Origin of the sequence: Nocardia exalbida NBRC 100660, from assembly GCF_000308575.1 — a bacterium.
GTDB lineage: Bacteria > Actinomycetota > Actinomycetes > Mycobacteriales > Mycobacteriaceae > Nocardia > Nocardia exalbida.
The window spans coordinates 1-26,247 of record NZ_BAFZ01000038.1 but is presented as its reverse complement, the minus strand read 5'-3'; the positions used below and the strand labels follow the sequence as shown (position 1 = coordinate 26,247).

General features: G+C 67.4%; 23 protein-coding genes. 11 read left to right on the top strand and 12 right to left on the bottom strand.

Annotated elements, in window-relative coordinates; translation table 11 throughout:
• The first annotated feature begins 50 nt into the window (after nucleotides 1–50).
• Together ON29_RS08450 and ON29_RS08445 are read left to right on the top strand one after the other, a co-directional pair.
• On the top strand, nucleotides 51–3,815 hold the full coding sequence (locus ON29_RS08450; protein WP_040865620.1) for a WD40 repeat domain-containing protein: 3,765 nt from the start codon (nucleotides 51–53) through the stop codon (nucleotides 3,813–3,815).
• A 215-nt stretch (nucleotides 3,816–4,030) separates the two neighbouring features.
• A complete protein-coding gene (locus ON29_RS08445; RefSeq protein ID WP_040865619.1) occupies nucleotides 4,031–4,762 on the top strand; it encodes an MSMEG_1198 family transcriptional regulator in 732 nt (243 codons plus the stop codon).
• 35 nt (nucleotides 4,763–4,797) lie between these two features.
• Here the strand turns inward: ON29_RS08445 and ON29_RS08440 are convergent, their stop codons facing one another.
• The gene (locus tag ON29_RS08440) at nucleotides 4,798–5,574 is read right to left on the bottom strand and encodes an MSMEG_1198 family transcriptional regulator (protein ID WP_306307212.1); all 777 of its coding nucleotides are present in this window, start codon (nucleotides 5,572–5,574) and stop codon (nucleotides 4,798–4,800) included.
• A gap of 561 nt (nucleotides 5,575–6,135) precedes the next feature.
• Here ON29_RS08440 and ON29_RS08435 point away from each other — a divergent pair.
• The 6 genes from ON29_RS08435 (at nucleotide 6,136) to ON29_RS08410 (ending at nucleotide 12,403) form a co-directional block, all read left to right on the top strand.
• Nucleotides 6,136–7,650 (top strand): Hsp70 family protein, encoded by a 1,515-nt coding sequence (locus ON29_RS08435; RefSeq protein WP_040865618.1) that lies wholly within the window; start codon nucleotides 6,136–6,138, stop codon nucleotides 7,648–7,650.
• A 2-nt stretch (nucleotides 7,651–7,652) separates the two neighbouring features.
• Complete coding sequence (locus tag ON29_RS08430) at nucleotides 7,653–8,747, top strand: tetratricopeptide repeat protein (RefSeq protein ID WP_040865617.1); 1,095 nt, start codon at nucleotides 7,653–7,655, stop codon at nucleotides 8,745–8,747.
• On the top strand, nucleotides 8,744–9,256 hold the full coding sequence (grpE, locus tag ON29_RS08425) for a nucleotide exchange factor GrpE (RefSeq protein WP_040865616.1): 513 nt from the start codon (nucleotides 8,744–8,746) through the stop codon (nucleotides 9,254–9,256). Before ON29_RS08430 ends, grpE begins: the two co-directional genes overlap by 4 nt.
• Complete coding sequence (locus tag ON29_RS08420; RefSeq protein ID WP_040865615.1) at nucleotides 9,256–9,717, top strand: hypothetical protein; 462 nt, start codon at nucleotides 9,256–9,258, stop codon at nucleotides 9,715–9,717. Before grpE ends, ON29_RS08420 begins: the two co-directional genes overlap by 1 nt.
• Before the next feature lie 80 nt (nucleotides 9,718–9,797).
• Nucleotides 9,798–11,225: an amidase gene (locus tag ON29_RS08415; RefSeq protein WP_040865614.1), complete on the top strand. Its 1,428-nt coding sequence runs from the start codon at nucleotides 9,798–9,800 to the stop codon at nucleotides 11,223–11,225.
• Between the two features lie 335 nt (nucleotides 11,226–11,560).
• On the top strand, nucleotides 11,561–12,403 hold the full coding sequence (locus ON29_RS08410; protein WP_157172696.1) for a hypothetical protein: 843 nt from the start codon (nucleotides 11,561–11,563) through the stop codon (nucleotides 12,401–12,403).
• Nucleotides 12,404–12,433: 30 nt separating this feature from the next.
• Here the strand turns inward: ON29_RS08410 and ON29_RS08405 are convergent, their stop codons facing one another.
• Both ON29_RS08405 and ON29_RS08400 read right to left on the bottom strand, forming a co-directional pair.
• Entirely contained in the window at nucleotides 12,434–12,652 is a 219-nt protein-coding gene (locus ON29_RS08405; RefSeq protein ID WP_040865612.1) for a hypothetical protein, read from the bottom strand.
• A gap of 4 nt (nucleotides 12,653–12,656) precedes the next feature.
• The gene (locus tag ON29_RS08400; protein WP_051174993.1) at nucleotides 12,657–13,136 is read right to left on the bottom strand and encodes a hypothetical protein; all 480 of its coding nucleotides are present in this window, start codon (nucleotides 13,134–13,136) and stop codon (nucleotides 12,657–12,659) included.
• A gap of 237 nt (nucleotides 13,137–13,373) precedes the next feature.
• On the opposite strand from ON29_RS08400, the gene ON29_RS08395 reads away from it, so the two are divergent.
• Both ON29_RS08395 and ON29_RS08390 read left to right on the top strand, forming a co-directional pair.
• A complete protein-coding gene (locus ON29_RS08395; protein WP_157172695.1) occupies nucleotides 13,374–14,666 on the top strand; it encodes a helix-turn-helix domain-containing protein in 1,293 nt (430 codons plus the stop codon).
• A 4-nt stretch (nucleotides 14,667–14,670) separates the two neighbouring features.
• Nucleotides 14,671–15,303, top strand: coding sequence for a 2'-5' RNA ligase family protein (locus ON29_RS08390; RefSeq protein ID WP_051174991.1), 633 nt, complete (start codon nucleotides 14,671–14,673; stop codon nucleotides 15,301–15,303).
• Between the two features lie 207 nt (nucleotides 15,304–15,510).
• Here the strand turns inward: ON29_RS08390 and era are convergent, their stop codons facing one another.
• The 6 genes from era to ON29_RS08360 all read right to left on the bottom strand — a co-directional run bounded on the left by era (nucleotide 15,511) and on the right by ON29_RS08360 (nucleotide 21,966).
• Nucleotides 15,511–16,419, bottom strand: coding sequence for a GTPase Era (gene era / locus ON29_RS08385; protein ID WP_040865611.1), 909 nt, complete (start codon nucleotides 16,417–16,419; stop codon nucleotides 15,511–15,513).
• Nucleotides 16,412–16,798 (bottom strand): cytidine deaminase-like protein, encoded by a 387-nt coding sequence (locus tag ON29_RS08380; protein ID WP_040865610.1) that lies wholly within the window; start codon nucleotides 16,796–16,798, stop codon nucleotides 16,412–16,414. Before ON29_RS08380 ends, era begins: the two co-directional genes overlap by 8 nt.
• On the bottom strand, nucleotides 16,795–18,159 hold the full coding sequence (locus tag ON29_RS08375) for a hemolysin family protein (protein ID WP_040865609.1): 1,365 nt from the start codon (nucleotides 18,157–18,159) through the stop codon (nucleotides 16,795–16,797). Before ON29_RS08375 ends, ON29_RS08380 begins: the two co-directional genes overlap by 4 nt.
• Entirely contained in the window at nucleotides 18,156–18,710 is a 555-nt protein-coding gene (gene ybeY / locus ON29_RS08370; protein ID WP_040865608.1) for an rRNA maturation RNase YbeY, read from the bottom strand. The genes ON29_RS08375 and ybeY overlap by 4 nt, the downstream gene beginning before the upstream one ends.
• A gap of 62 nt (nucleotides 18,711–18,772) precedes the next feature.
• A complete protein-coding gene (locus tag ON29_RS08365; protein WP_040865634.1) occupies nucleotides 18,773–20,911 on the bottom strand; it encodes a PhoH family protein in 2,139 nt (712 codons plus the stop codon).
• 152 nt (nucleotides 20,912–21,063) lie between these two features.
• Nucleotides 21,064–21,966 (bottom strand): LysR family transcriptional regulator, encoded by a 903-nt coding sequence (locus ON29_RS08360; RefSeq protein WP_040865607.1) that lies wholly within the window; start codon nucleotides 21,964–21,966, stop codon nucleotides 21,064–21,066.
• Between the two features lie 100 nt (nucleotides 21,967–22,066).
• Here ON29_RS08360 and ON29_RS08355 point away from each other — a divergent pair, with 100 nt between their 5' ends.
• The gene (locus tag ON29_RS08355; protein ID WP_051174990.1) at nucleotides 22,067–23,311 is read left to right on the top strand and encodes an MFS transporter; all 1,245 of its coding nucleotides are present in this window, start codon (nucleotides 22,067–22,069) and stop codon (nucleotides 23,309–23,311) included.
• Nucleotides 23,312–23,351: 40 nt separating this feature from the next.
• Here ON29_RS08355 and ON29_RS08350 read toward each other — a convergent pair whose 3' ends face one another.
• The 3 genes from ON29_RS08350 to ON29_RS08340 all read right to left on the bottom strand — a co-directional run.
• The gene (locus tag ON29_RS08350) at nucleotides 23,352–24,092 is read right to left on the bottom strand and encodes a 16S rRNA (uracil(1498)-N(3))-methyltransferase (RefSeq protein ID WP_040865606.1); all 741 of its coding nucleotides are present in this window, start codon (nucleotides 24,090–24,092) and stop codon (nucleotides 23,352–23,354) included.
• Nucleotides 24,093–25,244, bottom strand: a complete 1,152-nt coding sequence (gene dnaJ / locus ON29_RS08345; RefSeq protein WP_040865605.1) for a molecular chaperone DnaJ — start codon at nucleotides 25,242–25,244, stop codon at nucleotides 24,093–24,095. It lies immediately after the preceding gene.
• A 151-nt stretch (nucleotides 25,245–25,395) separates the two neighbouring features.
• Nucleotides 25,396–26,247, bottom strand: an 852-nt coding sequence (locus ON29_RS08340) for an HrcA family transcriptional regulator (protein ID WP_040865604.1), incomplete at its 5' end; no start/stop codon positions are given.

Here is a 26,247-nt window from a genome sequence, read left to right as displayed (position 1 = left end):
GGTCCATACGACACGCCGCGCCGCCGCCCGGATCTCGCTAGACTCCGGTCATGACCGATGGGGGCGGGAGTCGGGTGGATCCTCGATCCATCTCCACCCGAGAGGAATTCGCGGCGGCCTTCACACGGCTGCGCACCACCGCCGGGTTGACCGTCCGCCAGGTCGTCGACGACTCGGGAGGCCTGCACGGCACGGTTAGCGGATGGTTCGCCGGTCACCATGTGCCGACCGAGCAGAACGAGCGGATGTTCCGGGATGTCCTGACGGCGTGCGGCGTTCGTGACCCGGAGGGGCAACAGCGGTGGCTCGCGGCGGTCCGGCAGGTGCGTCCGACGAGCGGACGCAGGCGGAGCCAGGGACCTGTGCCCTACCGGGGCCTGGAACCTTTTCGACCCGATGACGCCGAATGGCTCTTCGGCCGCGCCGAACTCACGGCGGATCTGCGACAGCGCGTTTCGTCGCTCGCCGGATCCGAGCAGCGGATACTCATCGTCACCGGCGCCTCCGGCTCGGGGAAGTCCTCGCTGCTGCGCGCCGGACTGCTACCCGCGCTCCAGCGCGAAGGCCGCACGGCCGCGGTCGTCACCCCGGGCGCGCATCCGGCACAGGTACTCCAGGACCCCGCCGACGTCCTGGTCATCGATCAGTTCGAGGAGACCTGGACACTGTGCCTCGACGACGACGAGCGAGCCGACTTCCTGGCCGCGCTCGCGGGCGACGCGAACGGCCGGACCCATGTGCTGGGACTGCGCGCGGATTTCTACCGCCACGCCGCCGAAGAGCCGTTCCTGCACCACGCGCTGGCGCATCATTCGGTCCTGGTCGGACCCCTGAGCAAGCAGGCGCTGTGCGACGTCATCATCGAGCCGGCCCGCAAAGCGAACTGGACCGTGGAAGACGAACTCGTGCAGCTGCTGATCGTGGAACTCGCGCCGCGCGGGTCCGCCGAAGCTCACGACACCGGCGCTCTCCCCTTGCTGTCGCATGCTCTGCTGGAGACCTGGCAGCGGTCCAGCCGCCGGAAGATGACCGTCGCCGACTACAACGCCGTCGGCGGAATCGCGGGCGCCATCGAGCAGACCGCCGAGACCGTGTATCGCGGCCTCACCGAGCCGCAGCGGCAGATCACCCGCCGCACGTTCCTGCGTCTGCTCAACATCGACGACGATGTGACCACCCGCCGCCGGGTACAACGCCAGGAGCTGTTCTTCGACCACGACTCCGTCGCGAACGTGAACACCGTGATCGAGCGGTTCGCCACGCACCGCCTGCTCACGGTCGAGGAGGAGACCGTCGCGATCACGCACGAGGCGCTGATCGGCGCCTGGTCCCGGATGCACCGGTGGCTCGACGAGGATCGGGAGAGCCTGGCCGTACACCGCAGGCTGACCCAGGCCACCCAGGTCTGGCTCGACAACAACGAGGACCCCAGCGCGCTGCTCGGACCCGCGAGGCTGGAGTTCGTTCAGGAGTGGACGCGCGACGACGGACATCGGCGAGACCTCAACCAGCACGAACGCGACTACATCGCCGCCAGTATCGCCCATCAGGCGCAGATCCGGGCCGGAGAACGCCGCCGCACCCGGATCTTGCAGCGGATGGTCGCCGGCTTGGCGACCGCGCTGATCGCGACGATCGTCTTGACCGGTGTCGCGCTGGTGGCCCGGTCGAACGCCGCGCACGCGCGAGACGAGGCGCTGTCGCGCCAGATCGCGCTCCAAGCGGAGCGACTGCGCGGCACCGATCCCGCGCTGTCGGCGCAGCTCGCGCTCGCGGCCTTCCGCATCCAACCCACCCTCGAAGCCCGCTCCGCGCTCTTGGACAGCACCGCGGTCCAGACTCCGACACGGCTGCTCGGACCCGACGGCGGCACGCTGGTGGCCACCGACCGCTCCGGAGTCTTGCTCGCCGTCGGCCGCAGCGACGCCACGATCGACCTGCACCACCTGCACCGGAGCACCCGTTCCGGCCAGCCCGGGTCGGCGGATTTCCGCAGCCGCATTCCCGCGCCCCGGCCGGGAGCGGTTCTCGGTTCCGTGACGATGACTCCCGACGGCGCACTGCTGGCCGCGGCATTCGGCGGCCACATCGATCTCTGGGACATCGCGAACCCGGACGCACCCCGGCCGCTGGCCACCCTCGCCGGAACCGGCGTCCAGTACCGCACCCTCGATATCGGTCCCGACAAGCGCTCCCTCGCCGCGACGACCACCACAGCGGAGATCGCCCGATGGGACATCACCGACGCCAAGCACCCGATTCCGTTGCCCGCCTGGCAACTTCCCGCGGGCGCACCCGTCATCGCGTTCGCCCCGAACGGGAAACTTCTCGCCGCCGCGGGAAACGCGGGCGCACTGCGCATCTGGGCCACCGACCGGGACGTTCCGCTGACGGACATTCCGCCCGACGGTTCCACGGCGCAGGCATTGTCGCTGCGATTCAGTCCGGACAGCTCCGTTCTCGCGGTTCCCGGTCGCGCCAACGAGGTACGCCGCTGGGATGTGCGCGACCCGGCCGCCCCGGCGCAATTGCCCGCGCTGCGTGGATTCACCAGCTATGTCAACGACGTCGCCTTCAGCCCGGACGGCACCCGGCTGGCCGCGGTCAGCTCGGACAACAAGACGCGCGTGTGGCGGCTGGACACCGACCAACTGGAGATGGAACTGCCCAACCCGGTGATCGTGGTGTCGGTGCGCTTCGCCCTCGACGCGCACGCACTGATCACGGGCAGTCTCGACGGCACGGTCCGGATCTGGCCGCTGCCCGGCCCGGTCCTGCGCGGGGCGCAGAGCGTGGTCTTCCAGACACCGATCGATCGCAGCGGGAAGCTCTTGCTCGTCGGCACCGGCGCGGGCGACGGCAGCGCCCACCTGTGGAGTCTCGGCGATCCCGCAGCACCCGTCGAATTCCCCGCGCTGCCCGTGGGCGCGGATGAGAGGAGTTGCGGGGCGGTCGCGCTGGCGATGGACGGTTCGACGGCCGCGGTCGGCACCCGCGCCGGCCATGTGCTGCTGTGGGACCTGCGCGATCCGGCGCATCCCCGGCTGACATCGAAGGTGGCCGCCGTCAACGGCATCGTCTCCGCCATGACCTTCACCCCCGACGCCAAGACGTTGGTCGTCGCGGGCCAGGACGATCCGACTGTGACGCTGTGGGACCTCGGCGACCCGGCCGCCCCGCGATCGCTCGGCGCGGTCTCCACCGGTCCCGGGCTGCCGGGCATCGCCGCCGTCGACGCCGCGGGCGCCCAACTCGCCATAGCCACGTCCAACGAGTCGGTGTTCCGCTGGGACATCCGTGATCGCGCCCGCCCGCGGGAACTGCCGAAGCTCTCCGGATTCACCAACGATCTGGCCGCCGTGGCCTTCAGCCCCACCGCGCCGATCCTCGCCGCGGGCAGCATGGACCACACCGTCAAACTCTTCGACCTGTCCGACCCGGAGGCGCCCCGGCATCTCGCCACGCTGATCGGCGCCGCCGACGCGATCATCACCGTCAATTTCGGCCCCGACGGCACGCGACTGGTCGGCGGCGCGAGTGACAACGGCATCTGGGTCTGGGACATCACCGACCCGCGCGACCCGCGACGGCTGGCGGTGCTCAATGCCTACACGGGTCGGGTCAACGATGCCGTCTACGCGCTGGACGGCGATCTGCTGCTCGCGGCGGGACCCGACCGGATCGTGCGCGTCTGGGCGACGGACGTCGACGAGGTCGCCGCCGAACTCTGCGACAGCGGCAGCGGGCCGATCACCGCCACCGAATGGCAGCGCTACCTTCCGACCATCGCCCAGCACGGTCTGTGCCCGCGGTAGCGCACTGCCGGGCAAGATGTTGCAGCCCCTTACCGCACGGAGGCAACCATCGACGAAAAGGTCTCGCGGGGAGGCTATTACGGGCCGACCGAGCCGGACGGAGTGCCAGATCCGGCGTCGATGATCTCCCCGTGCGCGTCTGCGCGAGGCACATACTTGTTTTCTCGCCGCGGGACGGAAAGTTTCCATCGGGATCACGAGAGGGGAAACGATTCATGCGACTTCTCGTCGCTTCACCGCTCGGAAACGTCATCGAACCGACGCTGTCGGCGTCCTTCCCGGCGGCGAAGGTCATCGTCGCCCGCGACCGGGCAGAGGTGGTCCACGCTGTCACCGGCATCGAGAAACTCGACGTGGTGCTCGCGGACCTGGTATGGAACGACCCCGAGCAAGAATTCCGCTTCGACGGGTTGGATGTCCTGGAAATGGTGCGCGAAAGCCGGGCGGGCACCGCCGTTCTGCTGGCAGGCCAAGGGCACAGCATGGAGCAGGATCACTTGGACGAGGCGTACCACCGGGCGGACGAGATCGCGGGTGTGCACGAGAAAGCCACCGGGGTAACGGCGCTGCTCTCGGCGATACGACAAGCGGCCAACGGTGAACGCCTGCCGAATCGGCGCCCCACGTACGGAATCCCTTCGCTCTATGAACTTTTCACCGGACGAGACGGAGTAATCGCGGGCCGGCTCGCCGGGGCGATCGCCTCCGGACGCACGTGGGACCCCGCGTCCCTGGCAGCCGCGGCCGAAGTCGATCTCGACGCGGCCCATTCGCTCGCCGACGGCTATCTCGGACGAATCATCGCGCAACGGCGCGAGAACGAATCCCACGGAGAGCTGACCTCCGCCGTCGTGTACCGCTGGTGTGGATTACACGCGCGCTATCTGATGAGTTGGTGTCGCCGCAACGGGCACACGGAGGTACTGACGCACGGGGACGAGAGCTGATGGCGATCTGCGGACTCCCCGTGCGTACCGTGCTGTCACGTGAATCGCGGGCCGAGGACATCGGCATGGCCGTTGCGGCGGCACCAACTGATCAGATAATGCGCGTGCTCACCACACCAGCGGAAGACCGCCCCCTGGGTCAACGGCGTACCCTCCGGCAACTCTTTGCGGGCGAGAATGATCGGCCCGATATAGGTGTTGGTGGCCTTGTTGGCGGTGTTGAGACCCACCCGGGCGACTTGGGCGAGAGAGTTGTAGTCCCAAGCGGATTTGGCCGCGATCGCACCGGCCAACCGGCCCGCCGTCTCACCACGCTGTTCGGTGAACAGCGCGCACAGTGCGGGCGGCCCCTGCCGCGGGAGTGCGATCTGTTCACTGCGGCCGGTCGCGGCGCGCTGGATGGCCGCGAGCAGCGCGGGGACGCCGGATGACTTGTCGTAGAACTCCGCGATCTCGGCCGCGCGCAGCCGGGCCTCGTCGAGGTGATCGCTCTCCATGCTGTGCCCTTGCGCGGCGAGCAGAACCTCGCTCTGCCGTTTGGTGTCACGGAGCAGGTCCAGGACATCCAAACCGTCGAAACGGTACTCCATTTCGGGTTTGTTCCAGATCAGATCCGAGATGACCACGTCGAACCGAAAACGTCCCACGATTCGGCTGCGAACCTCGTCGACATCGGAGGCAACCGCGACGGTCGATGCCGGAAAATATTGCGACAGTGTGGGAGCGATGATTCCCCCCAGTGGCGAGGCGACGAGTACTCGTAAGCTCGGTTCCATATCGCGATCTTCATCGCTGGCGATACGCGTCGGCAAGACGTCGAACGTCTTTCGAACCAGTAGGTTTCATAGCGCGCGGACCGAAGCGAGATCGGCAACCCGAGCAGAACACCGGGGTACGAACCCCGGTAGCAAGATCTTGCTGAACACGGGGCACTCCGAGCAATAATCCAGCGACATCATCAGGGAACGGCAACAATTCGGTCCGCTGCCGATGATACGGGCCGGAAATCACCGCGAAGTTCGCTGATTACTTGCCCTCTCCGACTTATATGATTCTAAACCTGTGCACCCCCGATGACTCTGGAGCACAGTTCCCACTACCGGAAGGCCGATAATGGCTGAAGTGTGTCCGCAATGCAGCAAGAAGACCGGAATGGACATCGGCGAGAAGGATCGTCAGGGCTGGCAGAAATACCAGTGCCAGTTGTGCAAATTCGAATGGAAGGCGCCGAATCCCTGACGTTCCCGCCGGCTGTCCGGTGCGTGGCGCGCGTCCGAAGCCGACGCGTGCCACCACAGGAATCGCACCGGGTCGAATATTTCGCAGTATCCGTTTTTCATGCACCGTCACCAGGTGCATCGGGAGGGCAAACAGTGGCACATACCGTCGGTATCGATCTCGGTACCACGTATTCAGCGGTCGCCGTCGTCGGCGCGAGCGGTAGGCCGGAGATCCTGGTCAACCGGGACGGCGAGCGACTCACGCCGTCGGTGGTCTTCTTCGACTCCGACAGCGTGCTGGTCGGCTCGATGGCCAAACGGTCCACGGTGACCGCGCCGCTGGATGTCGCGCAGTTCGTCAAACGGCAGATGGGCAACCCGGACTACCGATTCATCACCTCCGACGACCGCGCCTACTCGGCCGAGGAAGTGTCGGCGATGATCCTCAAACGACTGAAGGAGGACGCCGAACTCATCCTGGGGCAGGGGCAGGTCACCGACGCGGTGATCACGGTCCCGGCGTTCTTCGACGACGCGCGACGGCGGGCGACCAGGGACGCGGGCACGATCGCCGGTCTCAACGTGCTGCGTGTGGTGAACGAGCCGACCGCGGCCGGGCTGGCCTTCGGACTCGATCGCGGCAGCGGCACCGTCATGGTGTACGACCTGGGCGGCGGCACGTTCGACGTCACCGTCATGCGCATCGGCGACGGCGTGTTCGACGTGCTCGGCACCGACGGGTTGCACGAACTGGGCGGCTTCGAATGGGACAACCGGCTGATGCAGCACCTCAACGAGGAGTACGTGGCCCAGGGGGGCGGCGATCTCACCGACGCGTTCGAGACCGAAGCCGACCTGCGTGAGAAGGCCGAACTCGCCAAACGCACGCTCAGTTCGACCCGGTCCACCCGAGTGGTGCTCAGCCACGACGGCGTCACCCGCACGCTGACCGTGACCCGCGAAACGTTCGAAGACCTCACCAGCGACCTGCTCAACCAGTCGCGGGACCTGGCCCACTCCCTCGTCGAGGAGTTGGGCCTGCGGTTCGCGGACATCGACCACACCTTGCTCGTCGGCGGGTCGACGCGCATGCCCATGGTGGCGACGATGCTGGAGGAATTGACCGGCAAGCCACCGCTGCGGGCCGGAAACCCCGACGAGCTCGTAGCGCTCGGCGCTGCGCTGCGGGCCGAAGCCGAGACGTCGTCGAGCGCGGCGCGCAAGCCGGTGATCCTCGACGTCACTTCGCAGGCGCTGGGAACGGTCGCACTGAACGACAGCTTGCAGCCGGGCAACAGCATCGTGATCCCGCGCAACACCAAGATCCCCGCCAAGGCGAGCAAGGTGTTCGGCACCGTCGCCGACGGCCAGACCGAAGTGCGGATCTGCGTCACCCAAGGCGACGACGAGGACATCGACCACGTCCGGTTCGTCACCAAAGGAAAATGGCCCGACGGCGGGCAGCTTTTCGCCATCCCGCCTTATCCGGCGAACGCTCCGGTCCTGATCACCTTCCACTACGACATGGATCAGACCATCCAGGTCGAAATCACCGACCTCACCGCGGACAGATCACTCGGCACGTTCGAGGTCGACAACGTCGCCAATCTCAGCGCCACCGACATCCGTGCCGCCCGCACGAAGAACGAAAATCTCGAGGTGAATTGAGCATGACCACGACAACCGAAGAGTTCGTCAACTACTACGAAATCCTCGGCCTCGCCGAGACCGCCGACGAGGATGCCATCAAGACGGCCATCCGCGAGCAGCGCAGAATGTGGAACAAGCGCGCGGGCCAGTCGGATCCCGTGAAACGCGCGCAGGCCGAAGCCCGGGTACGCCACCTCGGTCAGGCCGAACGCGTGCTGCTCGACACGAACCGACGACGGCAATTCGACCAGCAGGCCAGGCAGTATCGGCCGACGAGCAATCAACCGGCGCCGGTGGCGCAGAGCGGCCGGGACTGGATCGGTCTCGCCCGCGAGTACTTCGAGCGCGGTAACGCGCCCTCCGCGTACTACTGTGCCCGCGAGGCGATCTCGGTCAACGGCGCCAACCACGAGGCGTGGGCGGTGCGCGCGAACTCGTCGTTCGTCATGGGCAACTACAAGGACGCCGGCTTCGAGTTCCGGGAAGCCATCAGCCTCAAGCCCGACAGCCCCGAATACCACTTCGACTACGCCGAAGCGTTCCTGGCCACCGGCGCGTTGAACGAAGCGCTCGGCGAATACGAGACGGCACTGCGTCTCGCGCCCGGCGAGCCGCTCTACCGGACCGCCATCGCCAACGTCTACTTGCAGCAGAGCAAGAACGACAAGGCGCTGGAACTGATGGAGGACGTGGTCCGGCATCATCCGAACGAGCAGATCTTCCAGTACTACCTGGCACTCGCGCTGGAACAGGTCAACCTCGGCATGTGGTCGCAGCTGCGCAGCGGTGCGTACTGCATCACCTCCGAGGCCCAGATCGCCGTCACCCGCGACATGTCCGGCCGCGCGTTGAAACTCCGGTTCGACGACGCTCCGCTGCGCGCCTCGCTGCAAGAGAACATCGAACTCGCCGACAAAGCCGCCGAGGCCAGGTGGTTCCACACCGGCATGGGCCCGTGGGCGGTGGCCCTCATCATCGGCTTGGCCCTGATACCCATGAAGGGCATCGGATTGCTGATCGTCGCCGCCGTCGTCGCCGGCTACACGCTCACCCATCGCATGCCGGTCTGGAAGCACAACTCGAAGCGGTACGACATCGTCGAGCGCGGCATATGACGGCCCCGCCCGGTACCGATGATCCGCTGACCACGCTGGCCGGAGAGGTCGCCCAACTGCGCGACCTGTTCCACCGCCGGTTGCTCGAGGACAAGGCGAAGAATCGAGCCTTGGACGATCTGCACGAGCAGCTCTCCCTCGCCCGAGGAGGGTTCGCCGAACAGCTGCTCGCCCCGCTGTTCCGTGAACTGCTCATGCTCGTCGACCGCGTGGCGTCGCTGAACGACGAGCACGACGAGGTGCTCGGCAGCATCGTCGACGAACTGCACGAGGTTCTCGAACGCCGTGGCGTCCGGCGCGTGCCCGCCAGGGCCGACTTCGATCCCGACATCCATGAAGCGGTCGCCGCCGAGTCTTCCGGCCGATCGCCGGGCTCGGTGCTGCGGGTCGTGCGCCCCGGATACGTGATGGGTGCGCGTCTCTTGCGACCGGAACAAGTCGTCGTCGCGGCTCGCTCGGCGCGATCCGAGTCCGTCGAGGCGCAATCCCGTATCGAAAGGTTCGAATAATGCGCAAGTCCCTCCGCACGGCCGTTGTGCTCTCCGCTTCGGCGGCATTCCTGGGCCTGGGCCTGCCGAGCGCATCGGCGGCGCCGACCACCGTGAGCGGCACCATCGGGTGCATCAACAGTGCCTCGCCGGTCGGGGTCTGGGTCCAGGCCAAGACGTCGAAATCGGGTTGGGCGCAGACCAAGCTCCCGGTCCGGCTCGGCGGCCACTCGAAGGTCGACTATTCCTTCACTCTCGACAAAGGTGGCGACTACCAGGTGCACGTCGGGTGCGGGGGGACACCGCAGAAGTGGGCGAAATCGCTGAAATCCAAGGATGTTTCGGGCACCAAGAACGATTTCCTCTGCAACGACATGGAGAGGTTCTCGGTGGCCGCGTTCAACGCGCTGGTCGGCCGGATGTTCGGCAGGCCCGACCTCACCCAGGGCGTGCCCTACGGCGAGTGCAAGCACATTCGCTGATCCCCATCGCCGCGCACCGATATGGACGATTGACCAACTTCACGCTACCGTCTGGTGGAGCACGACGAGACGGAGCTCACATGACGGTGTCCGATCCCGCACCCGGCACGCGGCGGCCGGAGCTGGGGCTGGCCGAACTGGCGGCCGCGATCGCCTGCGGCGCGATCACGTCGACCGAGGCGGTCGGCGCGGCGCTGGATCGGATCGACGCGGCCCAAGGCACGCTCAACGCCTTCCGGATCGTGCGCCGCGAGCGGGCGCTGGCCGAGGCCGCCGACGCCGACCGGCGCTGGGCCGCTGGCGAACGGCTGCCACTGCTGGGGGTGCCCGTCGCGGTGAAGGACGACACGGATGTCGCGGGTGAGCCGACCGCGTTCGGCTGCGGCGGCGATTTCGCGCCGAAGACCGAGGACGCGGAATCGGTCCGCCGCCTGCGTGCCGCGGGCGCGGTGATCGTCGGAAAGACCAATACCTGCGAACTGGGCCAGTGGCCGTTCACCAGCGCCGCGTGGTTCGGGCACACCCGTAACCCCTGGGACCGCACCAGGACGCCGGGCGGGTCCTCCGGCGGCGCTTCGGCAGCCGTCGCGGCCGGATTGGTCCCGGCCGCCCTCGGGTCCGACGGCGCGGGCTCGATCCGCATCCCGGCCGCCTGGACGAATCTGGTCGGCATCAAGCCACAGCGCGGACGCATCTCGACTTGGCCGGAGGCCGAAGCGTTCTACGGCCTCACCGTGAACGGACCGCTGGCGCGCACCGTCGCGGACGCGGCGCTCCTGCTGGACGCCGCGGCCGGTCCACACCCGGGAGATGTGCACACGCCTGAGCCGATCAGCGCCTCGGACGCGGTGGGCCGCGATCCGGGCCGGTTGCGCATCGCCCTCTCGCTGCGTATCCCGTTCACCGCGACCAGAACCGCCCTGGATCCAGAGGTCGAGCGAGCCGTGCGACGCACCGCCGATACCCTGCGCGAACTCGGGCATACCGTGACCGTGGCCGACCTGCACTACGGCATCCTGATCGGCGCCTCGTTCCTGCCGCGTTCGCTCGCCGGAATCCGGCGGGTATTCCACCGCATGCCCGGCCTCGAGGTAGACCCGCGCACCGCCGCCAACGCCAAGATCGGGCGCGTACTCGACGGCCCCGCCCTCTACGCGGCACGGCGACTGGAACCCCTGCTGCACCGGCGAATCGGCCACTTCTTCCGCGCCTACGACGTCGTCCTCGCACCCACCACCGCGACTCCCCCGCCGCGCGCCGAGGAGATCGACGGCATCGGCGTCAACGCCACCAACAACCTCATCACCGCGGCCTGCCCCTACACCTGGCCGTGGAATGTCCTCGGCTGGCCGAGCATCAACGTCCCCGCCGGCTTCACCGCCGCCGGTCTCCCCGTCGGCGCCCAACTGATGGGCACGGCGAATTCCGAACCTCTGCTGATCTCGTTGGCCGCCCAGCTCGAATCGGAACTCCGATGGCACCGCCACCGCCCCGACCCGTGGTGGTGATCCGACTCGAATCCGGCTCGGGCCGTGCCGGTTCCGATTGAGCGACGCGCCGAATCAGGCTCGGCATCCCCCTGCGCGATGTACCTTATGGGATGCGCCGAGTCCACGCATGTGTCGGTACGGCCGCCGCAGTGCCCTCGCGGGTTCCGAGCGCCGATGCCGCGACTCTCGGCCGAACCCGGAAAGCGAGGAGGGCCCCGATGGCCGACCGTCATTCGGTAGACGCTCATGTCCCGGTGGTGCTCGACGAGGAACTACTGCCGCCTCAGCACCGCGGAGACGTATCCGCAGGCCGGTAACGCCTTAGATGATGCGATCGGGCCGAGGGCGTTGTCTTGCTGACCAGATCCGAATTGATTGCACGGGCGTATGCCCGCTTCGCCCGACACTTGAGCAACGAGCTCGAGAGGCTCGCGAGGGTTGACGCCGAACACGGCGTCCGGCCCTTCGCTCGTGAAGCCGAGGGTGCGGCCCGAGTACTCACCGACGCCGACAGAGGTCTTCGCCACGAATTCGATACCGGTGACCCGTCATTCCCGGGTCCCCTGTCGGAACCCGGGTCCACATCGCCGGATCGTTTCTACAACGGAGCACGCCTGTGGCAGGTCGATCAGGTGTTCCCCAGGGCTTTTCGCGGAAGAGGAACCTCAGCCGAGGATGGCTATATCCGCACGGCGTCGCACAGCACCGCCGGAGACGTCGTATACCTGACCGACGGCACAGACATCGCCGGAGTGTACGGAACGATCACGAGCTGGACCGATGTCCGCGACGGCACGATGCGGTTCCACCCCGCGGGCATGGTCCTGGGTATCGACGCCAACCGTATCCGGGTGAATCCGATGATCGAAGAAGGGCATTCGGCGGCCAACTTCATCGAAGGCGTCAGCGACCGCGTATTCACCACTCCGGGCAAGGTAGACACATCCAAGATCGTCAGCGTCGAATTCCAGACCTACGACGACATCATCAACAACCCCGAGGTAACCCTGGTCGCCGACGGGTTCCCCGGCTTCGAAGGCCTGAGCCCACAGGCGCTACGCGACCCCGCAGTAGTCGCCGATCGCCTCGCCACCATCGCCGACGCCGTGCGCAGGAACTACCCGACGATCGACGTCACGACCGGCGCCAACCATCTCTCCAGCGACGAAGCCATCAGAACCTTCCTCGCGACATGAGCAGCGACAGCAGTTGCCGGAGCACGATTGTCACGGGTCCAGGTAAAGGCGTTCGGTGGGGCAGCGCGGCAATCCGGTCGGGTCGGCGGGGACCACGGTCACCGCGTCCGGGTAGTGGTAGGCGCGCCAGTCCTGGATGAAGCGCGCCGCCGCGGTAGCGCAGGCGGCGAAACCGAGGCGCAGATCGTGGAATTGGATCGACAGGTACACGTCGTCTTCTTCGGGGCGCGGTGACGGCTGGGGATCCACGGCGTCACCGCCTGCGCTGCGGTCGGCAAGCTCGGATCGACTCGATGACGGCCATGCCGGATGGGCGGAAGGCGTCGCGTGGCGGTGTGACCCAGACGCGGAATCCCGCCTGCCGGGCACCTGGCGAGGGCAAGGCGATTTGCGCGCCGAAGCGTGATACCGAAACATTGAGCCGGAACAACTCGGCGAACAGCCTGTTCTCGTCCGGCACGTCCGGCACGATGAGGAAAGTCCATCGTTTCGAGCGTGGATGCGAGACGATCGGACCGAGTCGCGTACCCAGGTTGTGCATACGGCCCTTCACCGCGGCCCCGAGGTCATGCGGCATGGTGATCGCGCCGACGCTGCCCGCGGGCACGATGATGCTTCCGATTTCGGGTTGAACCCTGGCGGGTAGCCCGCAGGTCTCACGATAGAAACGGCACCGCGTCAACGGCGTGTCGGCCTGCACCGGCGGCAGCACCCGAGTGTCCTCCAACCCCATCCCCGCATCTCCCTGCTCGTGGTGTGATGAGCACCCGGCGCCGAGGAGCACGCGCCACCGATCGGCCGCTCACAGCGATCGGTGTGCCGTTGGGCGCAACGGCATCGACCCGGCACCGGGTGCAGGATCGAGCGTGCCCGCAACGAACCGTTGCATAACAGTGCTGAACCGACGTGACAAAGGTTAAGAGCGGGTAGTTTGCTGCTCAGGGGCAGTCGTATGGAGGGGAGCGACCGTATGGTGGATATCGAGTGGACATCCGTAGAGATTCGCGCGCTGCGTGAAGCAATGCGGCGCAGCCCACTCGAGTTCTCGCGCATTGTCGGCGTCACAAAGCGGACTCTCAATCTCTGGGAGACCGGGCGGACATCCACCTTGCACGAGTCGAGCAAGCGCCTGCTGTACCGCGTTCTGGAGGATGCCGACGATGATGCGAAGGAACGGTTCTGGAGCTTTCTCGCCAGGAGTTCCGGCGGGCCGGAACCACAGCCGAATGGAGGCGATCTGCTTGTCGCCACCGCCGACGAATCCGCGTCTCTGTTGGCTTGGGCGGAGGCAAGTAACGTGGGGCCGCTGATGATCGCGGATTTGCGCGACAACCTTCGGTGGGTGACTCGTGAGTACCTCAAGTCGCCGACTCTGCCGCTGTTCCGGCGTGTGATCGAAACGCGGGACCAGACGATCGAGCTGCTGCGGGGGCGACAGCGACCGCGACACAGCGTCGAGCTGTACGGGATCGCCGGTTGGTCCATGACGATCCTCGGCTGGATCACAACCGATCTGGGGCGGGGGGATGTCGCAGAGCGGCATCTCCGCACCGCATGGGCTCTTGCCGACAATGCCGACAACAATGAACTGCGCGCCTGGATTCGCGCCGCCCAGCGCACAGTGGCCGAGAGGCGCGGGGAGTTCGGCTCTGCGGCCGAAGCCGCGGCAGACGGTCTCGAGTACGCTGATACAGGCACGGCAGCGCTTCTCCTGGCTAGTGCCAGGGCAATCGACCTCGCTCGCTCGGGTAAGGGCAAGGAGTCCGCCTCAGCGATGCAATTGGCCCTCGATATAGCGGCGCGGCTGAACGATGAGCCACAACAGGACCAGTTCGCCGGACCGTTCTCGTGCTCACTCGAACGCGCAGGCGGGTACTGGGCTGACATCGCACTGGTCAACGGTGACCCGATACGGTCCATCGAGTACACCTCCACAGCCATCGAGAAGTTTCGCAGCACCGCCCCGGCGCGGCGGAACCTCGGCTCTGAACGAATGGTCCGCTGCCAGCAGATCAAGGGGTACATCGCGCTCGGTGACCTAGACATCGCTGCGACCGAGCTGGCCGACGTCGCTGCAACCACACCAATAGAACACCGGGTACAACCCCTGATCCAACGAGTAGATGAAATTGCCCGAATGGCAGATGAAACTACTGGGGGCGCCGGTGGAGTAACCCAGATCACCGAGATCGCAGCGGAATTCCGACAGCTCGCTGATTGGGGAACTCTACCGACGCTCGCGGCTGACACGAACGGAGAATGACTCCATGGCCGAGGACTTCACATGGGATCACTGGTGGTGGCGCCCGGGATGGAAGCCGGGCAAGTCGTTCTACACCTGGCACATCACCTTTGACGATGATTCCCCGGCCGGGCAGCTGGTCGAAATTTTTGCGCCGACTCTCTCGCAGATTCCCACCATGGATCCCGTTGCACGCGAAGGACTGCACATCACGCTACAGGGCGTCGGATTCACCGATCAGGTGACGACAGCAGACATACAGCTGATCAGCGAGGCCGCCGCGAGCTACCTTTCCCGACGCGGGCCATTCGACGCACTGATCGGACCGCCGCGTGTGGATAAGGAAACTATCGGTATGCCGGTCGCGAACCCGGAGTGCCTCAAAGAAATCCGCGACGATTTGCAACACGCCATCGCCGACATTTGGGGCAGCGACCAGGTGCCCGAGCGTGGCGACGACTTCCAGCCCCACTTGTCGCTCGCCTACTCCACCGGAGTGTCATCGCTGGCCGACCTCCGCAATCTGCTCGCTCGAGATGAGCTGGGCCATATACAGATTGCTCAGGCAGTGGCGGCGGTATCGCTCATCGCACTGAACCGGGACAACCATCGATACGAATGGCGCGAGATAACCAAGATTCCGCTTGGCGTGCGGTGATTCCGGCGCAGGGCATGTCAGAGCACTGCACCGAAATCTCCGTCACGTTCCATCAGGCGAAGGGGATCAACCTGTAGGCGCGGTTCGCTGCTCAGCATTCCTGTCGACATGTCGGGAGCAGCGCCGGGTGTCGGTCGCGGCAACGCCGTCCCAGATGGACCACGCCCAGCGGGTCTCCCGGAAACCCCATGGAGGCGACCGAACCGCTCAGAACCCGAGTTTGCCCAACTGTTTGGGATCCCGCTGCCAGTCCTTGGCCACCTTCACGTGCAGGTTCAAATAGATCCGGGTGCCGAGGATGTGTTCGATCTGCTTGCGGGCGTTGGTGCCGACTTCTTTCAGGCGGGAGCCGCCCTTGCCGATGACGATCGCCTTCTGGCTGGGGCGCTCGACGTAGAGCAGGGCGTGTACGTCGAGCATGTCCTCGCGCTCCTCGTAGGGCAGGACTTCCTCGATGACCACGGCCAGTGAGTGCGGCAGTTCGTCGCGTACGCCTTCGAGCGCGGCCTCGCGGATGAGCTCGGCCATCAGTGTTTCCTCCGGCTCGTCGGTGAGTTCGCCGTCGGGGTAGAACGCCGGGCCCTCCGGCATCTTCGAGGCGATGACGTCGACGAGGACCTCCACCTGCTCGCCCTTGACCGCCGACACCGGCACCACGTCGGCATCCGGGCCGAGTAGCTGGGAGATGGCCATCAATTGTTCGGCGACCTGGTCGCGGCTCACCTTGTCGATCTTGGTGACCACGCCGAGCAGCGTGGTCTTCGGCGCCATCTGCCTGATCTGCTGCACGATCCAGCGGTCGCCCGGACCGATCTTCTCGTCGGCCGGGATGCACAGCGCGATCACGTCGACTTCCGAATAGGTGTCGCGCACAAGGTCGTTGAGCCGCTGACCCAGCAGGGTGCGTGGGCGGTGCAGGCCGGGGGTGTCGACCAGGATCAACTGCGTGTGCTCGCGGTGCACGATGCCGCGAATCGTGTGCCTGGTGGTTTGCGGGCGCGACGAGGTGATCGCGATCTTCGCACCCACCAGCGCGTTGGTCAGCGTCGACTTGCCGGTGTTGGGGCGACCGACGAAACAGACGAATCCGGAACGGAATTCCCGCGCGTCAGCCACCGCGAACCTCGCCGGATTCGGCGCTCACCGCGTCGGCCGCGTCCGCGGAGTCGTCGACGACCTCGAACACCGCGCCGTCGCGGTCGGTGAAGATGATCCGCGCCTCCGCCGACACCTCACGCACCGCGGTCACACCGAAATCGGACAACCGCCCGCCGACCACGACGGCCGCCTCGAATCCCTCCGCGCCGCTGGACAACGCCGCCGCCACGGCGGCTTGCAGCGCCGTCAGCCGCAGTGCGGTCAACGTGACCTCCCCGGCGGCGTAGGTGCGGCCGTCGGTGTCCCGGATCGCCGCTCCGCTCGCCCCGCCGGTGCGGCCGAGCGCGCCCCTGGCCAGCACCACCAGCTTGTTGTCCTCGGCGTCCAGTTCGGTCATTCGCTGTCTCCGTCCTCGTCGCGATCGGCAGGGATCTCCCGCTCCGATCCGTTGGCCTTGCGCTTGCCATTGGCATTGTCCCCGTTGGTCTTCCCCGCGGGGACCTTCTCGCGCGCTTTGCGTACCACTACGGTGTTCACCCGCATCCGGCCCCGCGCGTCCGCGCCGCCTTCGCCGCGCAGCACCAGCCCGTGCGCCTCGATCTTCGACCCGGGCAGCGGCACGCGCCCCAGCTCGTGTGCGAGCAGGCCGCCGACGGTGTCGACGTCCTCCTCATCGATCTCCAATCCGTACAGCTCACCGAGGTCCTCCACCGGCAACCGGGCCGAGACGCGGTAACGGCCGTCACCGAGATCCTCGATGGGCGGGGTCTCGTCGGTGTCGTACTCATCGGCGATCTCACCGACGATCTCCTCGAGCACGTCCTCGATGGTCACCAGCCCCGCGATGCCGCCGTACTCGTCCACCAGCAACGCCATGTGGTTGCGCCTGCGCTGCATCTCGTCGAGCAAGCTGTCCAGCGGTTTGGAGTCGGGCATGAACACCGCGGGCCGCATCACCTCGCGCACCCGTACCTTGCGGCTGCGATCGGTGTACGGCACCAAATCCTTCAGATAGACCACGCCCAGGATGTCGTCGACGTTCTCGCCGATCACCGGGATCCGCGAATGCCCGGAACGCACCGCCAGCGACATCGCCTGCGCCGCGGTCTTGTCCGCTTCGATCCACACCATCTCGGTGCGCGGCACCATCACCGCGCGCGCCGGTGTGTCGCCGAGTTCGAAGACCGACTGGATCATGCGCCGTTCGTCGTCGGCGACCACGCCGCGCTCACTGGCCATCTCGACCACCTCGCGCAGCTCGATCTCGGAAGCGAAGGGGCCGTTGCGAAAACCTTTACCCGGGGTGATCGCGTTACCGATGAGGATCAGCAGCCTGCTCAGGGGGCCGAGCAGCGCGCCGATGAACTGCAGCGGCAAGGCCGCGGCCAGCGCGATGGAGTACGCGTGCTGCCGGCCCAGCGTACGCGGGCCCACGCCGATCACCACGTAGGAAACCAGCACCATCACCAGCGCGGTGACCAGCAGCGCCCAGTTCCTCCCCCAGACCGTCATCAGCCCCGCCGTCAGCAGCACCGTGGCGCCGATCTCGCACAGGATGCGCAGCAGCACCATGAGATTCACGTAGCGCGCCCGGTCGGCGACGACCCGGCTCAACCGCACCGCGCCGGGCCGGTCGGCGCGCATCATGTCGTCGACGCGGGCGGGCGAGATCGTGTTCAGGGCGGAATCGACACCGGCGAAGACCCCACCCACCGAGATGAGCAGGACCGCGAGCAGAACGAGGGTCAGCGAATTCACGCTTGACCCGAGGAGTCACCCGGTGTGGTGAAGCCCGCCTTGCCCAGCAACCGCGCGTCGCGTTCGGCCAGCTCGGCACGCCGACGAGCTTCCCGCAGGCTCTCGTACCACTCCTCGAGCAGCCGGGCCTGCAACGCGAACATCTCCTTCTCCTCCTCCGGCTCGGCGTGGTCGTAGCCGAGCAGGTGCAGGACGCCGTGCACGGTGAGCAGGGCGAGTTCGTGATCCAGGGAGTGCCCCGCCTTGCGGGCCTGCCCGGCGGCGAACTCCGGGCACAACACGATGTCGCCGAGCATGGACGGGCCGGGTTCGGGGCTGTCGGGCCGGCCGCCCGGCTCGAGTTCGTCCATCGGGAAGGACATGACGTCGGTCGGGCCGGGTAGGTCCATCCAGCGCATGTGCAGATCGGCCATGGTGTCGAGATCGACGAGCACCATCGACAGCTCCGCGGCCGGGTGCACGTCCATCCGCGCGATCACGAACCGCGCGACGCTGACCAGCTCTTCTTCGGGTACGTCGATACCCGACTCGTTGGCGATCTCGATGCTCACCCGAACAGCCTACGATCCCCGCTATCGCGTCGGCGGAGCGGAGCCCCGCCCGGCGAGACGAGTTATCGCCGGTCCGACCGGTTCGCCGCGCGGCGCTGCGCCCGGTTGCCCGCGTAATGCGGGGCGACCTGCGGGCGCGTCTGGGCCTCGAAACGGTCGTAGGCGTCGACGATGTCGGAGACCAGCCGGTGGCGGACCACGTCGCTGCTGGTCAGTTCCGCGAAGTGGATGTCTTCGATCTCGGTGAGGATCTCGCTGGCGGCGCGCAGGCCCGACCGTGCGCCGTTCGGCAGATCGACCTGGGTCACGTCACCGGTCACCACGATCTTCGAGCCGAAGCCGAGGCGGGTGAGGAACATCTTCATCTGCTCGGCGGTGGTGTTCTGCGCCTCGTCGAGGATGATGAACGAATCGTTCAGAGTGTTGTGCGTAAGGAGGAAGTCTTCGGTGACATACAGCGAGTCGCTGGCAGCCACTCGAATGCACACTGCTTCGTCGGTTCCGACGGATTCGATTCGGTCGATGAAACGCATCGGCCGACCGCCACCGGACTCTCGGTACTTCGTCGCCTTGCGTGCCAGCCGGAACGGCGCGACGCCTTCCGGCAACCGGACATCGAGAACATGCGCATCCGACCGATGTGTGACCGACCGGCCCCTCGCCAGCCCAGGCTTCCGGCCTTCAGCAGCCCTGGTCCGGACGGTGACGACCCCACCGAGCGATTGGACCAGGAACACGACGTCGTCACGCAACTGTCGGGATACCGTCGAGAATTGGATACGGCAGGTTCGACCACTCTGCGTAACCGGACCACCATCCGAGTCGAGCAACCCCTGCAGAACACCTAATCTGACTTCGTAGTCGTTGAGCAGGTACTCGCGAGGGACGAACTTGGTATCGGATCGGGTGCCCGCGAGTCCGAGTTGCCTGGCGATCAGGGTCACCGGGTTGGGGGTAGTGACCGGCTCACCCGGACGCCGGATTCGACCGATCACATAGTCGACCTCGGACGTCCGGCGAAGAACAACGCCGGGGATCGCTTGTTCGAGCGCTGCGGCCAGTTCCGGATCGTTGGTCGCAAAGCTGGGGGTTGTGCTGCCTGTGAGGCATCCATCGCCGAGTAGCAATCCCAGGGCGTACGGATTCATCGGCACCGTGCGCGCTTCGAAACGAACAGGCCCGCTCAGGACCGGCAACTCGTAGCGGTGGTGGTGCGCTGCTCGAAGATTTCCGATCATCTCCTTTGTTTGCAGCACACGCGGCGGCTTGCCCCGACGACGGTCGGAACGCGTGTATACCGACCACAGATGGTCGCCCGACGCGAGCGTGGATGCGCCATCCTGCGTGTAGACCCTGTAGATCTCCTTGAAACCCTGTGGGTAAACGCCCAGTATCTCGGTGGGATGTCCGTTCGACCCGATGACGAAGTCACCGACCTGGAGCTCGCCGATCGGGCGGAAGCCCTCCGGGGTCAAAACCTTCGTATGAAGCGGTTGCGCGCGTCCGCGCATGTAGGCCAGCGGCGCGACCTCGATGACACCGGCCGCCATCAGCTTCGGAATGGCCTCCGGATCCATCATGTCGTGCAGCGCGTCGTAGAGCGGGCGCAGATACGGATCGATCTTCTCGTTCAGCGTGCCGGGCAGGAAGCCGAGCCGCTCCCCCGCCTCGACCGCGGGGCGGGTGAGGATGATCCGGTTGACCGACTTGGACTGTAGCGCCTGAACCGCCTTGGCCATGGCCAGATAGGTCTTGCCGGTACCGGCGGGGCCGATGCCGAACACGATGGTGTTGGCGTCGATCGCGTCGACGTAGCGCTTCTGGTTCAGCGTCTTGGGCCGGATGGTCTTGCCCCGCCGGGACAGGATGTCCAGGCTGAGCACTTCCGCGGGGGAGTCGCTGGAGCCCTCGGTGAGCATGGACACGGTGTGCCGAACGGCCTCGGGCGTCACCACGCGGTTGCGGCCGGTGAGCGCGACGAGCTGCTCGATCACCCGCTCGGCGAGCGCGACATCGGCCGCCTTGCCGGTGAGGGTCACGGAATTGCCGCGGACGTGAATGTCCGCGTCGAGCAGCGTTTCCAGTTCACGAAGGTTCTGGTCGGCCGAACCGAGGAAGGGGAACACGGATTCGGGAGCGAGTTCGATACTCGAGCGCACGGTGCGCGCTGCGGGACCCGAACCGTTGTCGCCGGCGCCGATGCCCGCCGCTGGGGTGGCCGGGTCGCCGATCTCGCCTTGTGTTCTCAAAAGTGGCTATAGCCTGCTTTCCGGTCTCGACTGCTGTATGGAGAGAAGTTTAACCCGCCCCACCGACACCGCCCAGTGAATATGCTCCGGGCGCAATCAGGTCCTCACGGGATTCCCCCACGTCGGCGCGCCCAATCCTCGGTGAAGTCACGAAAGCGTCGCACCGCGTCCGGTGGCGTCGCCGCGGCGGACCAGACCAGCCCCACCGCGCGAGCGGCGCCCGCGTCCGCCAGCGGCACCGTGGCCGGGCCGGAGAGCGGTCCCGCCGACAGCGGGTCTTCGCCCGGCAGGATGGCCAGCCCCAACCCCACCGACACCAGCCCGGCCACGGTGACGAGATCACTCGATTCGAACGCGATCCTCGGCCGGATATCCGCGGCGGCGCACAGTTCGTCGAAGATGCGCCGCATCCCGAAGCCGTGGTGCATGGTGACGAACTCCGCGTCGGCCACCTCCGCCAGCCGGACCTGCCGCCGCCCGGCCAACCGGTGTTCCGGCGGCACCGCGAGGACCAGTGGCTGACGCAGCACGGCGCGCCAGCCGATGCCCGCTACGGCGGGGCGGGGCGAGACGATGCCCAGATCGGCTTCGCCCGCGAGCACCCGCTCGGTTACCGCTTCGGCCGCGCCCTGCCACAAGGTGATCGTGATCCGGCCGGAAACGCGCCGGAAACCGCTGATCAGCTGCGGCACCAGCGAGCCGCCGAAAGAGTGCTGGAACGACAGCCGCAGCACGCCCCCGGCCGGATTGGACCGATCGGCGAGCGCCTGTTTCGCGGCGTCCAGCTCGGATCGCGCGCGGCGGGCGTGCTCGTAATAGATCCGCCCGAACTCGTTGAGGGTGATCCGCTTCCCGTGCCGATCGAACAGTTCGACACCCACCCTGCGTTCCAATCGCGCCAGCATGCGCGACAACGTCGGCTGCGCGAGGTGCAACCGATCCGCGGCCGCACCCACCCGCTCCAACTCGGCGAGTGTCGTGAACCACTCCAGATCCTCACCCAGCACGCTGCGGCCTCCCTATATGCGATCAGCGCATGAACTCGGCTCTCATTATTCATTTCCGTTCTCAACAACGGCTGGTGATGCTGGTCGAAAGGAGGAAGCCATGACCACGACTCCGAGCGGGGTGGCACGGGACGCCGCCCACGACCGCAGGATCACCACCGCGCTGTTCGCGGCCGGCTTGACGACCTTCGCCTCCATGTACAGCGCCCAGGCGCTGCTGCCGAGCCTCTCGGCCGCGTTCGGCGCGACGCCTGCCCGAGCGGCGCTGGCGGTCTCGCTCACGACCGGATTCCTCGCGCTGGCGATCATCCCGGTGAGTGCGCTCTCGTCGCGGATCGGCCGGACCAGGGTGATGACCGGTTCGGCCATCGCGGCGGCGGTGATCGGACTGCTGCTACCGCTGAGCCCCTCATTGGATGTGCTGCTCGCCGGACGAGCGCTTCAGGGCGTCGCCTTGGCCGGTGTGCCCGCGGTGGCTATGGCATATCTGGCGGAGGAGATCGGCGGGGACGGGTTGGGCGCCGCGATGGGCATCTATGTCGCGGGCACCACGATCGGTGGGCTGGCCGGGCGGTTGATTCCGGCGTTCACCTCGGACCTCGCGTCCTGGCGGTGGGCGCTGGCCGCGGCCTCCCTCGCCGCCGCGGCCTGCACCGTGGGGTTCGTCCGGTGGCTGCCGCCGTCTCGCGGCTTCGCCCCGCGGCCCGCCGGTATCCGCACGGTGCTCGGCGACCTGGGCAGCCAGTTGCGCCATCGCGGACTGCTCGCGCTGTTCGGGCTGGCGTTCGTGCTGATGGGCGGGTTCGTCTCGATGTACAACTATCTCGGCTACCGGCTGACCAGGGCGCCGTTCAGCTTGCCGGAAGCGCTGGCAGGGCTGGTGTTCGTGCTGTATCTGGCCGGAACGGCGGCCTCCGCGGCGTCCGGACGGCTGACCGACCGGATCGGCAGGCAGTGGGTGCTCACGATCTCACTGGGGGCGATGACAATCGGGCTCGTCCTCACGATTCCCGATCACCTCGGTACCGTGATACCCGGCGTATTGCTCTACACCGCAGGGTTTTTCGGAGCGCACACCGCGGCGAGCGCATGGGTGGGCGCGATGGCCGAAGGCAATCGGGGCGCGGCGTCGTCGCTGTATCTGTTCGCCTACTACCTGGGCAGCGCGCTGGTCGGCGGCGCGGCCGGTATCGCTTACGCCAGAGCCGGATGGCTCGGCCTGACCTGCGGCATCGGCTTCCTGATGGTCCTCGCGGCGTTACTGCTGGGCGTATCGCATCGAGCGCAGCGCGAGACGGCGAGGCGTGCCACTCCCGCCCCGGAAGCGGCACCTGTCCGGGTCTGACCGAGCACCGCACCGATTGTCGCGCCACACGGGGGAATCGTCACCAGCGTGATGTCAGCGCGCCGAGGGCGCCGAGGGCGACCGCCGCCGCGGTGGAGGTACGCAGAACCGTCGGACCGAGCAACGTCACGTCCGCGCCCGCCTCGGTCAAAGCGGCGAGTTCCGCGTCGTCCAGCCCGCCTTCCGGACCGACCACGAGGACGATTTCGGTGGCGTCGGCGAAGGGCAATTCGGTGAAGCGAGCGGTACCGGATTCGTGCAGCGCCGCGACGATCGCACCGGCGGCCTTGGCCTTCCGGACCAGCTCCAGCAGCTCTTTTGTGCGGTGCAGGTCGGCGACTTCCGGGATGTAGGCGCGGCGGGACTGCCGGGCGGCCGAACGCGCCGCGGCCCGCCATTTGTCCACCCCTTTGCCCGCCTTGGCCTCCCAGTTCGCCACGCAGCGCGCGGCCTGCCAGGGAATGACGGCGTCGGCGCCCGCCTCGGTCATCAGCTCGACCGCCAGCTCGGAACGGTCGGATTTCGGCAGCGCCTGCACGACGGTCACCGGCGGCGTCGGCGGGGCCGCGAGCCTCCGGTCGCGCACCGCCAGCTCGAGCCGGTCACGGTGTGCGGCGACGACCTCCGATTCGGCGAGCATGCCGCGCCCATCGGAGAGGGTGATCGGCTCGCCGACCCGGATACGGCGCACCGTGGCGGCGTGCCTGCCCTCCGGTCCGTCGAGCACCGCGACCGCACCCGGCTCGGGCACCTCGTCGAGGTAGAAGACCGTCGCGGCCACCTAGCGCCCGCTGAACGAGGCACGCAGCCGCGCGAACAGGCCGCTGTTGTGCTCGGACTGCGCCGACATCACCTCGGCGCGTTCGCGCTCGCGCATTCCCTTGTACTTGCGCAGCAGTTCGGTCTGCTTGCTGTCCAGCTTGGCCGGGATCACGATGTCCAGGTGCGCGAGCAGGTCACCGCGCGCGCCGGAGCGCAGCCGCGGCATGCCGTGCCCGCGCAGCACCGAGATCTCGCCGGGCTGGGTGCCCGCCGGAATGGTCAGCTCGGTGGGGCCGTCGAGGATGGTGTCGATCACGACGGTGGTGCCCAGCGCCGCGTCGACCATCGGCACCCGGATGGTGCAGTGCAGATCGTCGCCGTCCCGGACGAAGACGTCGTGCGGCTGCTCCACGATCTCGACATACAGGTCACCCGCGTGACCGCCACCCGGGCCGACCTCGCCCTGCGCGGCAAGCCGCACCCGCATGCCGTTCGCGACACCGGCGGGAATCGGGGCGGCGATCTCGCGGCGCGCCCGCACCCGGCCGTCGCCACCGCACTTGTGGCACGGGTCGGGGATGGTCTCGCCCGCGCCGCGGCAGGTGGGGCACGGGCGCGAGGTCAGCACCTGGCCGAGGAAGGACCGTTGCACGGACTGGACTTCGCCCGCGCCGCCGCAGGTTTCGCAGCGCACCGGCTTGGAGTTGCCGTTGGTGCCGGAGCCCTGGCAGATATCGCACAGGATCGCGGTGTCCACGGTGAGGTGCTTGGTCACGCCGACCGCGCACTCGGCCAGGCTGAGCCGGGTGCGGATCAGCGAGTCGGCGCCGGGCTGGACGCGGCCGCGCGGCTTGCGCGCGCCGGCCGATCCGCTCATGCCGCCGAAGAACGCCTCGAACACGTCGCCGAGCCCGCCGAAGCCCGCGCCGTTGAATCCGGCCCCGCCGCCCCCGGATTCCAGCGGGTCGCCGCCCATGTCGACGATGCGCCGCTTCTCCGGGTCCGACAGCACCTCGTAGGCGGTCGACACTTCCTTGAACCTGGCCTGCGCCGCCTCGTCGGGGTTGACGTCGGGGTGGAGCTCACGCGCCAGCTTGCGGTAGGCCCGCTTGATCTCCTGATCGGTCGCGTTCTTCGCGACGCCGAGCAGTCCGTAGTAGTCCCGTGCCACTTGAGTTCTCTAGTCCTTGGTCGTTCTCGACGGTGCCGCCGGTGCCCGCGCCGCGTTCGAAGCGCGCCGGCAACAGCATTAGTCTTGTGCACTCAACTTTATCCGGCCGAAAGGTCGAGCGTAGCAGTGGCGTCTCCCCGCGCTGGTCAGGTCAGCGCTCGGCGAGGACCTCACCGATGTATCGGGCCACGGCCGCCACCGATGCGATCGTGCCCGGGTAGTCCATCCGGGTCGGGCCGAGCACCCCCATTCCGCCGAGCACCGCTCCCGCCGCGCCGTAGCCGGTGGACACCACCGAGGTGCCCCGCATCTGCTCTACCTGCGTCTCCTCGCCGATCCGCACCGTGACCGTCCCCGGATGCTGGGCCGCGGCGAGCAGCTTGAGCACGATGACCTGTTCTTCCAGCGCCTCCAGGACCGCGCGCAGCGAGCCGGGGAAACCGAAGTCGGCGGCGTTGCGGGTGAGGTTGGCGGTGCCGCCGAGCACCAATCGCTCCTCCGGGTGCTCCACCAGGGTCTCCACCAGCACCGTGGACACCCGCACCAGCACGTCGCGCAGCCGCACCGGCGCGTGCTCGGGTAGCTCGGCGACCGCCGCCGAGGCCGAGGCCAGGCGTTTGCCGTCCATCGCTCCGCCGAGCATGCCGCGCAGCGCGGCCAGGTCCTCGTCATCGATCAGCGCGCCGAGTTCCACCAGGCGCTGGTCGACCCGGCCGGTGTCGGTGATCACCACCAGCAGCAGGCGGGCGGGATTGAGCGCGACCACCTCGATGTGGCGGACCGTGGACGCCGAGACCGTCGGGTACTGCACGACGGCGACCTGCCTGGTCAGCTGGGCCAGCAGACGGACGCCCCGGCGCAGCACGTCGTCGAGATCGACACCGGACTCCAGGAACTCCATGATCGCCCTGCGCTCCGCCGCCGACAGCGGCTTCACCTCTGAGATCCGATCGACGAACTGCCGATAGCCCTTGTCCGTCGGGATGCGCCCGGAGCTCGTGTG

Excerpts from the sequence above, each read along its gene's own strand:
- ON29_RS08450 (WP_040865620.1), top strand. The coding sequence starts at position 51 with ATGACCGATGGGGGCGGGAGTCGGGTGGATCCTCGATCCATCTCCACC.
- ON29_RS08445 (WP_040865619.1), top strand. The coding sequence starts at position 4,031 with ATGCGACTTCTCGTCGCTTCACCGCTCGGAAACGTCATCGAACCGACG.
- ON29_RS08430 (WP_040865617.1), top strand. The coding sequence starts at position 7,653 with ATGACCACGACAACCGAAGAGTTCGTCAACTACTACGAAATCCTCGGC.
- grpE (WP_040865616.1), top strand. The coding sequence starts at position 8,744 with ATGACGGCCCCGCCCGGTACCGATGATCCGCTGACCACGCTGGCCGGA.
- ON29_RS08420 (WP_040865615.1), top strand. The coding sequence starts at position 9,256 with ATGCGCAAGTCCCTCCGCACGGCCGTTGTGCTCTCCGCTTCGGCGGCA.
- ON29_RS08415 (WP_040865614.1), top strand. The coding sequence starts at position 9,798 with ATGACGGTGTCCGATCCCGCACCCGGCACGCGGCGGCCGGAGCTGGGG.
- ON29_RS08400 (WP_051174993.1), bottom strand. The coding sequence starts at position 13,136 with ATGGGGTTGGAGGACACTCGGGTGCTGCCGCCGGTGCAGGCCGACACG.
- ON29_RS08395 (WP_157172695.1), top strand. The coding sequence starts at position 13,374 with ATGGTGGATATCGAGTGGACATCCGTAGAGATTCGCGCGCTGCGTGAA.
- ON29_RS08390 (WP_051174991.1), top strand. The coding sequence starts at position 14,671 with ATGGCCGAGGACTTCACATGGGATCACTGGTGGTGGCGCCCGGGATGG.
- ON29_RS08380 (WP_040865610.1), bottom strand. The coding sequence starts at position 16,798 with ATGACCGAACTGGACGCCGAGGACAACAAGCTGGTGGTGCTGGCCAGG.
- ON29_RS08355 (WP_051174990.1), top strand. The coding sequence starts at position 22,067 with ATGACCACGACTCCGAGCGGGGTGGCACGGGACGCCGCCCACGACCGC.